The 11636-nt window shown below is 72.8% G+C and carries 11 protein-coding genes and 1 pseudogene; 5 read left to right on the top strand and 7 right to left on the bottom strand.

Going from position 1 to position 11636, the window contains the following annotated elements:
- Nucleotides 1-5 precede the first annotated feature (5 nt).
- Nucleotides 6-2252: an MMPL family transporter gene (locus AB8A24_RS05440; RefSeq protein ID WP_369474941.1), complete on the bottom strand. Its 2247-nt coding sequence runs from the start codon at nucleotides 2250-2252 to the stop codon at nucleotides 6-8.
- Nucleotides 2253-2459: 207 nt separating this feature from the next.
- On the opposite strand from AB8A24_RS05440, the pseudogene AB8A24_RS05435 reads away from it, so the two are divergent.
- Together AB8A24_RS05435 and AB8A24_RS05430 are read left to right on the top strand one after the other, a co-directional pair.
- A pseudogene (locus tag AB8A24_RS05435) lies at nucleotides 2460-2588 on the top strand (chlorophyllase); the annotation flags it as partial.
- A gap of 130 nt (nucleotides 2589-2718) precedes the next feature.
- Nucleotides 2719-3675, top strand: coding sequence for a CAP domain-containing protein (locus AB8A24_RS05430; RefSeq protein WP_369474940.1), 957 nt, complete (start codon nucleotides 2719-2721; stop codon nucleotides 3673-3675).
- Nucleotides 3676-3682: 7 nt separating this feature from the next.
- Here AB8A24_RS05430 and AB8A24_RS05425 read toward each other — a convergent pair whose 3' ends face one another.
- Together AB8A24_RS05425 and AB8A24_RS05420 are read right to left on the bottom strand one after the other, a co-directional pair.
- Nucleotides 3683-4183, bottom strand: a complete 501-nt coding sequence (locus AB8A24_RS05425; protein ID WP_328962406.1) for a VWA domain-containing protein — start codon at nucleotides 4181-4183, stop codon at nucleotides 3683-3685.
- A gap of 85 nt (nucleotides 4184-4268) precedes the next feature.
- A complete protein-coding gene (locus tag AB8A24_RS05420; RefSeq protein WP_369474937.1) occupies nucleotides 4269-4880 on the bottom strand; it encodes a TetR/AcrR family transcriptional regulator in 612 nt (203 codons plus the stop codon).
- Between the two features lie 48 nt (nucleotides 4881-4928).
- Here AB8A24_RS05420 and AB8A24_RS05415 point away from each other — a divergent pair, with 48 nt between their 5' ends.
- A complete protein-coding gene (locus tag AB8A24_RS05415) occupies nucleotides 4929-5777 on the top strand; it encodes an alpha/beta fold hydrolase (RefSeq protein ID WP_328962408.1) in 849 nt (282 codons plus the stop codon).
- A 156-nt stretch (nucleotides 5778-5933) separates the two neighbouring features.
- Nucleotides 5934-7196, top strand: a complete 1263-nt coding sequence (locus AB8A24_RS05410; RefSeq protein ID WP_328962409.1) for a glycosyltransferase — start codon at nucleotides 5934-5936, stop codon at nucleotides 7194-7196.
- 83 nt (nucleotides 7197-7279) lie between these two features.
- On the opposite strand, the gene AB8A24_RS05405 is transcribed toward AB8A24_RS05410, so the two are convergent.
- The 4 genes from AB8A24_RS05405 to AB8A24_RS05390 all read right to left on the bottom strand — a co-directional run bounded on the left by AB8A24_RS05405 (nucleotide 7280) and on the right by AB8A24_RS05390 (nucleotide 9372).
- Entirely contained in the window at nucleotides 7280-7756 is a 477-nt protein-coding gene (locus AB8A24_RS05405; protein WP_328962410.1) for a DUF1801 domain-containing protein, read from the bottom strand.
- Between the two features lie 119 nt (nucleotides 7757-7875).
- Nucleotides 7876-8499 (bottom strand): glyoxalase, encoded by a 624-nt coding sequence (locus AB8A24_RS05400; protein ID WP_328962411.1) that lies wholly within the window; start codon nucleotides 8497-8499, stop codon nucleotides 7876-7878.
- Nucleotides 8500-8504: 5 nt separating this feature from the next.
- On the bottom strand, nucleotides 8505-8933 hold the full coding sequence (locus AB8A24_RS05395) for a helix-turn-helix domain-containing protein (RefSeq protein ID WP_369474934.1): 429 nt from the start codon (nucleotides 8931-8933) through the stop codon (nucleotides 8505-8507).
- 28 nt (nucleotides 8934-8961) lie between these two features.
- Nucleotides 8962-9372, bottom strand: a complete 411-nt coding sequence (locus tag AB8A24_RS05390; RefSeq protein ID WP_030714449.1) for a VOC family protein — start codon at nucleotides 9370-9372, stop codon at nucleotides 8962-8964.
- Nucleotides 9373-9740: 368 nt separating this feature from the next.
- Here AB8A24_RS05390 and AB8A24_RS05385 point away from each other — a divergent pair, with 368 nt between their 5' ends.
- Nucleotides 9741-11600 carry a galactose oxidase early set domain-containing protein gene (locus AB8A24_RS05385; RefSeq protein ID WP_328962413.1) on the top strand — a complete coding sequence of 620 codons (1860 nt, stop codon included), beginning with the start codon at nucleotides 9741-9743 and terminating at the stop codon, nucleotides 11598-11600.
- The last annotated feature ends 36 nt before the right edge of the window (nucleotides 11601-11636 follow it).

Below are 11636 nucleotides of genomic sequence, written 5' to 3'. Positions count from 1 at the left end.
CGCCCTCATCGGCGCTCGGCGACCAGGTCGGACGCGGGTGGGGGTGCGACCGCGGGTGCGGCGGCCGGGGCCGAGGGACCGGCGGGCCGGCCCGGCCACCACACCGTGCGGCCGAGCAGGACGCTCGCGCTGGTCACCAGGTAGGTGCGGACGAGGAAGGTGTCCAGGACCACCCCGACCGCGACGACCGTGCCCAGCTCCACGAACATCACCAGCGGCAGCGAGGCGAGTACCGCGAACGTCGCCGCCAGGACGATCCCGGCCGAGGCGATCACCGCGCCGGTGGTGCGGAGCGCGGTCAGCGCCGCCTGGGCCGGCTCGGCGCCGGCCCGGGTCTCCTCGCGGGTGCGGTGCATCAGGAAGATGCCGTAGTCGACGCCGAGGGCGACCAGGAAGACGAAGGTCAGCAGGGGCAGGCCCGGGTCGACGCCGGTGAAGCCGAAGACCGGGCCGAAGACCAGTCCGCCCAGGCCCAGGGCCGCGCCCCACACCAGCACGACGGCGGCGACCAAGAGCAGCGGGGCGACCAGGCTGCGCAGCAACAGGACGAGGACGAGCAGCACCGAGGCGAGGACGAGGGGGATGACGAGCAGGCGGTCGTGGGCGTTGGTGGTGGCCAGGTCGAGTTGCCGGGCGCTCGCGCCGCCCACGTGCGCGCCGTCGAGTGCGGCCCGGAGCCGTTCGATGGCGGCGCTCTCCGCGGCGGACTCCGGCGGGGCCCCGGCGGTGACGGCGATCTCCGTCCAGCCGCCGCCGCTACGCCCCCTCTCGGCGCCCGCGACTCCCTCGACGGACCTGGCTTCGGCGAGGATCCGGTCGGCGGCTCCGGTGGGTGCCATGACCTCGATGGGCCGGGTGCCGCGATCCGGGAAGGCCTCGGCGAGCGTCGCCATGGCGGCGATCGACTCGGGCTTGGCGGTGAAGCTGTCCTCCCGCTTGAGCGCCCCGGGAAGCTGGAACACACCGAGCGCCAGCGCGCCCAGCAACACGACCCCCGTCACGAGCACGGCGACCGGCCGCCTGCCCGCCGAACTCCCCATCGCGGCGAAGACGCCGGGTCCGCCCTGCTTGGGCTCGCTGCCGTACGCGGGGATCAGCGGCCAGAACACCCGCCGTCCGAGCAGCACCAGGATCGCCGGCAACAGCGTGGTCATCGCGATCAGCGCGCACAGGACACCCACCGCGCCGACCGGGCCGAGGCCGCGAATGTTGTTGAGGTCGGCGGCGAGCAGACAGGCCAGCCCCGCCACGACCGTCCCGCAGGAGGCCAGCAGCGCCGGCCCGCAACCGCGCAGCGCGGAGCGCATCGCGTCGTACGGAAGGGGGGTACGGCGCAGTTCGTCGCGGTAGCGGGCGACGAGCAGCAGCGCGTAGTCGGTGCCCGCGCCGAACACCAGGACCGTCATGATCCCGGCGCTCTGGCTGGTCACGGTGAGCCCGAAGCCCGAGGCGAGCCCGTACACGGCGGCCCGCGCGCAGACCGCGCCCGCCCCGACCACCACCAGCGGCACCAGCCAGAGCACCGGGCTCCGGTAGGTGAGGATCAGGAGCAGGGCCACCACCAGACCGGTCGCCAGCATCAGCGTGCCGTCGATGGAGCCGAACACCTCCTTGGCGTCGACGTCGACGGCTCCGTCACCGCCGACCCGCACGGTCAGCCCGTCGGCACCGCGGGCGTGCGCCCGTACGGCCTCGACGAAGGCCTTCTTCGCGGTGTCGTCCGTGCCGGGCGCGGTCGTGGACACCGCGTACATGAGGGTGGTGCCGTCCGCGGAGGGGACGCCGGGTCCGTGGAGGGTGGCGGCGAAGTCGCGGGGGTCCTTCGAAGCGGCGAGCGACGCGGGGGACGTGACGGAGCCCGCCGTGGGCGCCGCACTCGCCGTACCCGCCGTACCCGCCGCACTCGCCGTACCCGCCGTACCCGCCGTACCCGCCGTACCCGCCGTACCCGCCGACACCGTGACGGCCGCGACCTGCCGTTCGGCGGTGACCCGGTCGGCGGCGGTCAGCCCGCCGTCGCGGTGGTAGACGAGCAGCACGCCGGTCGCCTCGCCGCCCGGCAGTTCCTCCTGGAGCCGGGCCACCCGCGTCGAGTCGGCTCCCGACGGCAGGTAGTCCGCCGGCCGGTCACGTTGTACGTCCGCGAGCTTGCCCGCGAACGATCCGGCGACGGCGATCGCGACCACCCACAACACCAACACGGCCCACGGAATCACCCTGCCGTATCCGGCCGTCCGCCCTGTCTGCCCCATCTCGGGCCCCTCCGCATGGACTCAGCCCGGTGGCCCTGACGGCGCGCCCGGTTGCCTCTCCAGCGTCCCGCCCGCGAAAGGCCGTTCCCTCACGCCGGCGCAGGAGATCGCCCGTACTCCCCCGGGCGTCCGGGGCCCTCCCGTACTCCCGCGGGAGTAACGCCACCACCTCGCCGCGCGAGGTGCGCGCGCCGACGCGTCGAACCCGGCCTGGGCGACGACCTCACCCCGTTCGCCGCCGAGAACCTCCCCTTCATGAGGCCGTCCTTCGACACCATGACCACGCGGGCCCTCGTCGTCGCCGGGGACAACGACCGGTCCCACCTGTCCACCCGCTGGGGGAGCTGCGGAGCAAGTGAGGGTCCGCTCCGGCCGCACATTTCTGTGAGAAAGGTGTTATCGCCGGGGCCCTGGTGAGTCTCCTTCAGTGTCAGGCCAGGTGGGCCGTCACCTTCGAGGAGATGCGATGCAGTTTCACGACGATGAGTTCACGTACGGCGCGGACGTGAACGCGGCCGCGGACCCGGAGGTGAACGCTGCCGGTTCCCGGGCGGACCGGCGCGGTCGGGCGCGCGCCGCGGGCAGGGCGGCCGGTGGCCACCGCAAGGGCCGTCGTAGGGCTCCCCTGATGGCGGCGGCCGCCGTGGTCCTGCTGGCCGGGGTCGGGAGTGCCTACGCCCTCATATCCGACCAGGCTCCGCAGCGCACGGCGGCGACCGGCTCCCCCTCGGCGCTCGCCGGCCGACCGGACGCGGTGGACGGCCTGCAGACCGCCACGGCATCTCCCACCGCCGCGGCCGATGCGACGGCGAGCCCGGAGGCCGGCGCCTCCGCGTCCGCGTCGGCGTCGGCGTCCGCATCGGCATCGGCGCCCGCGCCCGCCGCGCGGTCCGAGGACGGCGGACAGCGCTCCGGAGCCACGGCCACGGAACGCGCGCCGGGGCCCAGCACCCCGCCGACCCGCGGCACCTCGGGGAACGGTCCGACGGGACCGGACCCCAAGGTGCCCGGCCCTCGCACCACGACGCAGGACGTCGCGACGGCCCAGTCGCTGTCCCTGCAACTGCTCAACAACGAACGGGCCGCCGTCGGTCGGCCGCCGCTCGCGCTCAAGCAGGACCTCAGCGCCTTCGCCCGTAAGTGGGCCGAGCACATGAGGAACAACGGATTCGCCCACTCCTCGTCGGACGACCGCGCCTACCTGAAGACGGGCTCGCGCACCTGGACCGGCGAGAACATCGTCTGGTTCAGCGATGCCTCGATGACCGCCCAGGAAGCCGCCGAGAAGTTCCAGTCGATGTGGCGGCACAGCTCCGGCCACTACAAGGCCCAGGTCAACCCGGACTTCACCGAGGTCGGCGTGGGCCTGTACCGCGACTCCACGGGCTGGTGGGGCGTGCACAACTTCTCCGACGGCAAGTGACAGACCTTCAGCGGAGCACCCCGGCAGCGCGGGCCGCCTCGAGCCAGTCCGGGAATTCCTTCATGAGGCGGTCGTAGAGGTCCGCGTCCGAACGTGAGGCCGGCTGTTGGCCCGCCGCGAAGTAGCCGGCGTTGTCGACCGTACGTCGGTCGAGGGTGTCCAGGCTGCGGAGGAAGCGGAGATCCCGGCTCGATCCGAAACCGACGAACTGCCAGAAGATCGGCAACGCGCCGGCCCGGTGCAGCAGTTCCCTGGTCGCCTTGCGGTCGAAGGGCTCTCCGTCGGTCTGGAAGATCACGAAGGCCGGATCGGCGGAGCCCGTGGCCCGGTAGTGCTCGATGACGGCCGGCATGGCCGGGATGTAGCAGGTACCACCCCGGTCCAGCGGTGCGTGGAGCCGCTCGATCCGGCCGCGGTAGTTCTCCAGATTGAGGTCCGCGACCAGGTCGACGCCGCCGTACTCGCGTTCGCGCTCCTGATCTCCACCGCCCTCAGACCCCCGACCCACGACTGACCCCGCACCGACCCCGCACCGACGCCGCACGGACCCCGCACCGGCATCGCACCGGCATCGCGCGCGCCCCGGCCGCGCCCTACGAGTCGGCCGCGGCGGCATCGGACTGCGCCGCGCGGACGATGGCCGCGGCCGCCCGGGACGCCGCCAGGACCGGGTCCGTGCTCCGTGCGGCCCGGCCGAGCATGAACGCGCCCTCCAGCAGGGCGATCACCGAGCTCGCGGTCTCGTGCGCGGCGGGCTCCGCGATGCCCCCGGCGCGGTAGAAGGCGGCGAGGCCGTCCGTCCAGCTCGCGAAGACCTCGGCGGTGGCCAGGCGCAGCGGCTCATGGGTGCCGGCCACCTCCAGCGCGATGGTGGCGATGGGGCACGGGTCGGTGAAGTCGAGCTCGCGCAGGGTCTGCGCCGCGGCCCTGAACGCGTCCCCGGTGACGGTGGCCATGTCCGCGGCCTCCGACACGGGTACGGGGAAGAGGCCGGCGATCAGTTCCAGGTAGGCCGCGCCCGACGTGCGGATCACCTCCTCGCCGAGCTGCGATTTGCCCCCGGGGAAGAAGTGGTAGGCCGAGCCGTACGGGGCGTCGGCCGCCGCGACGATCTGTTTCATGCCGCTGGCGGCATAGCCCTGGCGCCGGAACAGTTCGGTCGCGGCGGTGACGATGCGCGCTCTGGTGTCGCCCGTGGTTCTCACACTCGCTAGTCTCTCACTAGATCGGTCTATCCAGTGAGAGGTAGCACCTTGCCCGAGATCGAACTCAGCGCAGGCGTCATCGACTTCACGGACACGGGCGGGGACGGCGAGGTCGTGGTGCTCGTCCACGGGCTCGGCTTCGACGAGTCGGTCTGGGACCACGTGGTACGGGAACTGCGGGGCACATACCGGGTGGTGGTGCCCGTCCTGCCGATCGGCAGCCATCGCAGGCCGATGCGGCCGGACGCCGACCTGTCGGCGCACGGGGTCGCCGCGCTCCTGGCCGAGTTCCTGGAGCGGCTCGACCTGCGCGACGTCACCCTGGTCCAGAACGACGCGGGCACGGCCCAACTCCTGGTGGGAGTGCGCGACGAACGCGTCGGCCGTCTGGTGCTCACCTCGTGCGAGGCGCTGGAGAACTACCCGCCGGGCATCCAGGGCCGGACCCTGCACGCGGCCTGCCGGATCCCGGGCGGCCTGTTCCTGCTGCTGCAGACCTTCCGCGTCCCCTTCCTCGTACGGATGGGGAGCTCGCTGGGCGGGATGGCGAAGCGGCCGATCCCGTACGCGCTGGTCCGGCGCTGGTACCGGCCCCTGCTCACCCGGCGCGCGATCCGTCGGGACCTCGCCAGGTTCTGCCGGAGCACCCGTAAGGACACCTACCTCCGGGCCGCGGCGAAGCTCGCGCACTTCGACCGGCCCGCGCTGGTCGCCTGGGGTGCCGAGGACCGCATGATGCCGCCCGCCACCGGCCGCCGGCTCGCCGAACTGCTGCCGCAGGGACGGTACGTGGAGATCCCCGAGGCGGGCACACTCGTCCAGTTGGACAACCCCGGGGCCCTCTGCGCGGAGCTGCGCCGCTTCATCGGGGAGAACGCCACGGAGGCCACCGAGTGACCCTGCCCGAAACGGTCGTTGTCGGGGGACTTCCAGGGCCGGATCGCCGGATCGACCTGGAGAGCGGCGAGATCGTGGAGATCAACACCTGGCGCTGAGGCCGCGTGGGTACAGGGGACACAATCAACTCCGTTCCTACGGAAGAGGAGTTGCTGTATGCGTGTGTTGTTGATGGCGTACGGGTCGCGCGGGGACATCGAGCCGATGCTCGGGCTCGCCGGGCAGTTGCGGGATGCGGGCGCCGAGGTGCGGATGTGCGCGCCACCCGACTTCGCCGAGCTGGTCGAGGGCGCCGGCGTTGCGCTGACGCCGATCGGCCGGTCGGTGCGCGAGATGGTGAAGGGGGCGGTGACCGGGACGAAGCCGATGCCGGCGGAGGGGCTGCCGGAGCGGGCGGCCCGGATGGTCGCCACGACGTACGAGGCGGTCGCCACGGCGGCCGAGGGGTGCGACGCGATGGTGGCGACCGGACTGTTCCCGGCGGCGGCCGGTGCGCGGTCGGTGGCCGAGAAGCTGGGCATTCCTTATGTGTTCGTGGCCTACTTCCCGACCTACCTGCCCTCCCCGCACCACCCGCCGTTCGCGCGGATGGGCCGCCCCTTCCCGCCGGAGGTGACCGACAACCGGGAGCTGTGGGACCTGGACGTCGAGAACCTGAACGTGCTGTTCGGCACCGGGCTCAACGCCCACCGGGCGACGGTCGGCCTGCCGCCCGTGGACAACTTCCGCGACTACGTCCTCACCGACCGGCCGTGGCTGGCGGCGGACCCGACCCTGGCCCCGTGGCAGGAGCCCGCCGACCTGGACGTCGTACAGACCGGCGCGTGGCTGCGGCCCGGCGGACTCCCGCTCCCGGCCGACCTGGAGGCCTTCCTCGACGCCGGCACGCCGCCCGTGTACGTGGGCTTCGGCAGCATTCCCGTACGCGACGCGCAGGACGTGGCCCGGGTGGCCATCGAGGCCGTCCGCGCCCAGGGCCACCGCGTGCTCCTCTCCGGCGGCTGGGCGGAACTGGCCCTGATCGACGACCAGGACGACTGCTTCCGCGTCGGCGAGGCCGACCATTCCACGCTGTTCCCGCGGGTCGCCGCCGTCGTGCACCACGGCGGCGCGGGCACCACCACCACGGCCGCCCGGGCCGGGGCGCCGCAGGTGGTGATACCGCAGATGGCGGACCAGCCGTACTGGGCCGGTCGGGTGGCCGAGCTGGGCGTCGGCGCGGCGCACGAGGGCTCGGAGCCGACCTTCGCGTCGCTGTCGGCCGCGCTCGCAGCGGCCCTGGACCCGAAGGCCCGGGCCCGCGCGAAGGCCGTGGCCGACCTCGTCCGCGCGGACGGGGCGACGGTGGCCGCCCAGCTGCTGCTCGACGCCGCCGGCACCGCCGGAGCCGGCCGGGAGGCACCGCCCGTGGCCGGGTGAGGTCCGCCCCCTCCGACACCGGCCGCTGATCTACCCCATGGCAAAGCCCCAGGTCGAGGACCTGGGGCTGCTGCCGTGCCGAATCAGCCGGCGGCCCGCTCGACGAGTTCGGCGATCAGCGTCTCGTCGGCCGGGGTCAGCTCCGTCAGGGCGTACGAGGTCGGCCACATCGTGCCCTCGTCCAGGTTCGCCGGGTCGCTGAAGCCGAGGGTGGCGTACCGGGTCTTGAACTTCTGCGCGCTCTGGAAGAAGCAGAGGACCTTGCCGGCCTTGGCGTACGCGGGCATCCCGTACCAGAGCTTCGGCAGGAGGTCCGGCGCGGCGGCCCTGATGATCGCGTGGAGCCGTTCCGCGAGAACGCGGTCCGCGTCCTCCATCTCGGCGATCTTCGCGAGGACCTCGACCTCCGGGTCCGGCTTGGCGGCACGCGGACCGCGGCGCCCGGTGGCCCTCAGCTCCTGGGCACGCTGCTTGATCGCGTCCCGTTCAGCGTCGGTGAATCCGTCGGCCTGCTCCTCGGCCGCGCCGGTGTTCCTCGTCGACGTCTGCGTGCCCTTCATGTGCGGGTTCCTCTCTCGCGAAGCCGGACGCTCGATGCTCGATCGGGTGGTGCGCAACGGGTGGTGCGGGACGGGCGGTACGGGACGGGCGGTACGGGACGGGCGGTACGGGACGGGAATCAGGCCGTGGGGGCCGGTACCGCGGCCTCCCAGGCGAAGCCGTCCGGGTCGGTGAAGGGCCCGCCGGCGCCACCGATCACGAGCCGGTGGGAGCCGGAGCCGTCGATCGGGACGCCGACGTCCTTGGCCAGGGCGCGGCGCCCGTACAGCGCCAGCTTGAAGGGACTCGACGGGGTGGCGAACTCGACGTACTTGCTGCCGAAGCTCTTGGCCACGGCGAGGCCCTGGTCGACGTAGAACCGCTTGCTCGCGGACACGTCGGCCGCCCCCAGCAGGAGCACGACGTCGTCGATCTGCCCGGTGGCCGGGCCGGTGTCGCGCTTCGCGGACGTCGCGAGCTTCCAGATCGTCCCGTCCGGGGCCCGCACGATCGCGGCGTAGCCCCAGAACGACTTCGAGGCGGGCTTCAGGGTGGTGGCGCCGGCGGCGAGGGCGGCGCCGGTGAGGGCGTCCACATCGGCCGGCCGGGGGACGGTGAGCGAGAGCGCGAACCCGCGGAAGCCGGTCGTCGGTGCTTCCGAGGCGCGCAGGCGGACCTGCACGTCGGGAGCGAAGGCGGTGTAGAAGCGGTGGGCGGCCGTGGTGTCGGCCACCTCAAGGGTGAAGGTTTCGATGGAGGCCATGAACATCACGCTAGTTGTGGCGTCGGGGCGGACGCTTCTCGAATCCTGACCGGTTCGGCCGGGCCTCGCGCGGTACGCGGATAGGCGTCCGGAGCCGTCCCGACCAGCTCGGTGAACCGGGTGCGGAAGATGCCCGGGGTCGCGCAGCCGACGACCCGGCCGACCTCGGTGACGCCGAGGTCGCCGGCCCGCAGCAGGGCCGTCGCGCGCTGGATGCGGCGCGCCGTCAGATAGGCGTACGGGGACGCCCCGTAGGCGAGCCGGAACTGGCGGCCGAGGTGCCCGGCCGCCATGTCCGCGGCGCGGGCGAGCTCCTCGACGTCCAGCGGACGCGCGTACTCCCGGTCGATCCGGTCCCGGACGCGGCGCAGCCGTGCCAGGTCCTTCAGGTGCGATGCCTCGATGAGTGCCTGTCTCCACGCGGGACGACACACGGTGGACCCCCTTCGTCGACGGAACCGTTCAGCGGAGTTCTTGGATGCGGATCAGGTTGCCCGCGGGGTCGCGGAACGCGCAGTCGCGGACGCCGTACGGCTGCTCGGTCGGTTCCTGGACGACCTCGGCGTCGCCGGCCTGGATCTTCTCGAAGGTGCTGTCGAGGTTCTTGGTGGCGAGGAGGATCCAGCCGTAGGTGCCCTTCGCCATCATCTCGGCGATGGTGCGGCGCTCCGCCTCGGTGACACCGGGGTCGACCGCCGGCGGGGCCAGCAGGATGGACGTGCCGGGCTGGTCGGCGGGGCCGACCGTGATCCAGCGCATCTTGCCCTGGCCCACGTCGCTGCGGACCTCGAAGCCGAGGACGTCGCGGTAGAAGGCCACGGCGGCGTCCGGGTCGGTCTGCGGGAGGGTGCTCATGTGAATGCTGATGTCCATGTCCGTCACCGTAACTGCGCCCGGACCAAGGGCGCTTCTCGAATCCTGACCGATCCGGGGCCCTTCTGCGGGCCGTGCCCCGACCCCTTCCAGGGCCTCGGCGACCCGGTGCGTCGGGGGCCGGTCCGGCGCCCTTGATCACTACGGGTTGCGGCCGGGCGGGGGACGGGGAGCGGGCCCTCGGGCCACTGTCGGCGCAGCTCAGGGCGGTGTCTTCACCCGGGCGGCCCGAAGCTCGAATGATCTTCTCGATGTGCGGCGCCCGACGGCTCGGCATAGGTCTGTGCTCGTAGGCGTCGAAGGCGTCGTCGGTGCCCTGTGCCCCCGCACGGACACCCGCCGCTCCAGCACCCCTGGTGAGGAGTCACATGTCACGCATCAAGAGCCGGTCCGCGCGCCGGTCGGCCGACCGGGCCGCCGACCGGACCGCCCGCCGGTCCGCCCGCCGGGCCGCGATCTCCGTCCTCGCGGCCACCGCCGCCCTGGTCGCCGCCGTTCCGGCGGCCGCGCACGACGGTTCGGCCCGCCCCGAGGAGAAAGCGGCCCTCGGCGCCGAACACGCCCAGGAGCATACGAAGGTCCGCGAGCAGCTGCTCAAGCTGGGCGGGTACTCCCAGCTCGCCCGGATCGACAGCCTGAACTCACTGACCCGGTCCCAGGCGGACGTGAACGCGCGCTTCCACCCCAAGGCGTTCGGGCAGTTCGCCGAGTACTTCCAGTCGCCGGACTTCGCCGCCCACATCGCCATGCTCCCGACCGGCAAGGTGCTGCTCTTCTCCTTCGAGCGCATGGAGACCGACCCGACCGAGGAGCCCGCGCCGACCAACACCCTGGGCAAGGCCAACGCAGGCCGCGCCTTCCTGTGGGACCCGCGCCGCGGAACCGGGGCGGACGCCTTCAAGAAGGTCACCCCGCCCGAGCTGGTCGTGCCGGACGGCACCGGCGAGAAGCGCCCGGCGCCCTTCTTCTGCGCCGGACACGCTTTCCTGCCCAACGGCATGGTCGGCGTCTTCGGCGGCAACCTCGGCTACGGCGGCGGCGCCGGCGCCAAGCTCTCGCTGGTCTTCGACCCGTGGACCGAGGGTTGGTCCGTGAACAAGGACATGGAGGTCGGCCGCTGGTACCCCTCCGTGGCCACCGCCCCCGACGGCCGCCTGCTGATCATGTCCGGCCACACCGACCAGGGCTGGGGCACCTCCACCTCCGTCATCGAGCGCTTCCCCGCCAAGAGCCACCCCGTCCCCTTCGAGAAGACGGTGATCCCGAGGGACGTCCCGACCGACACCCTGCGCGTGGACGCGCCGTTCGGCGCCGACAGCGACTACCCGCACCTGTTCACCCTGCGCGACGGCAAGGTGTACGGCCTGGGCCGCCACGCCACCCGTCAGTGGGCCTTCGACCCGGTCGCGGAGACCCGTACGGACCTGCCCGCGCGCCCCGACGGCGTCCACCGCGGCTACGGCTCCGCCGTGCCGCTGCCCGCGGGACTGCGCGGCCCCGACTCCGTACTGGTCCTCGGCGGCGACCGGGACGACCCCAACACCTACCGGCTCACGAGCGGCGGCGGCTGGGAGAAGCAGCAACCCCGCGCCTTCGGCCGGACGCAGGACGACACGCTGCTGCTCCCCGACGCGAGCCTGCTGACCGTCAACGGCGCCTACGGCATCCGGGACTACGGCAACGGCGACTACAACCCCAAGTCCGATCTGAAGTACCGGCAGATCGAGACCCGCAACGCGCTGGGCGAGTGGAAGCTGGGCCCGGCGCAGCGGCTGCCGCGCGGCTACCACTCCAACGCCGTCGTCCTCCCGGACGGCCGGGTCATGGTCACCGGTGACGAGCTGCAGCAGCTCGCCAACGACCCGAAGATCGACGACGACATGAACGGCAGCATCGAGATCTTCGAGCCGGCCTACCTCCACCAGGGCAGCCGCCCGGCCCTGGACCGCGTCCCCGACGGGCCGCTGCGGTACGACACCGCCTTCACCGTGGGGACCTCGACGCCCGACAAGGTCAAGAAGGCCGTCCTGCTGGCCCCGACCACCGCGACGCACGCGCTCAACACCAGCCAGCGCCACGTGGAGCTGGGCATCGTCAAGCGCCAGGGGAACAGCCTGCGCCTGCAGGCACCGCCCTCGGCCAATGACATCCCGCCCGGCTACTACATGCTCTTCCTGCTGGACGAGAACGGAGTGCCGAGCACGGCCAAGTGGGTCTCCTTCAGATAGCCCGCACCACACCGCACCGCAGCCCCGGGCCGTCGG

The organism is Streptomyces sp. BF23-19 (genome assembly GCF_041106355.1).
GTDB lineage: Bacteria > Actinomycetota > Actinomycetes > Streptomycetales > Streptomycetaceae > Streptomyces > Streptomyces virginiae_A.
This window is presented reverse-complemented; position numbering and strand designations above follow the sequence as displayed.

Bases quoted from the DNA above. Each gene is read 5' to 3' on its own strand.
- AB8A24_RS05440 (WP_369474941.1), bottom strand. From the start codon at position 2,252: ATGGGGCAGACAGGGCGGACGGCCGGATACGGCAGGGTGATTCCGTGG.
- AB8A24_RS05430 (WP_369474940.1), top strand. From the start codon at position 2,719: ATGCAGTTTCACGACGATGAGTTCACGTACGGCGCGGACGTGAACGCG.
- AB8A24_RS05410 (WP_328962409.1), top strand. From the start codon at position 5,934: ATGCGTGTGTTGTTGATGGCGTACGGGTCGCGCGGGGACATCGAGCCG.
- AB8A24_RS05405 (WP_328962410.1), bottom strand. From the start codon at position 7,756: ATGAAGGGCACGCAGACGTCGACGAGGAACACCGGCGCGGCCGAGGAG.
- AB8A24_RS05400 (WP_328962411.1), bottom strand. From the start codon at position 8,499: ATGGCCTCCATCGAAACCTTCACCCTTGAGGTGGCCGACACCACGGCC.
- AB8A24_RS05390 (WP_030714449.1), bottom strand. From the start codon at position 9,372: ATGGACATCAGCATTCACATGAGCACCCTCCCGCAGACCGACCCGGAC.
- AB8A24_RS05385 (WP_328962413.1), top strand. From the start codon at position 9,741: ATGTCACGCATCAAGAGCCGGTCCGCGCGCCGGTCGGCCGACCGGGCC.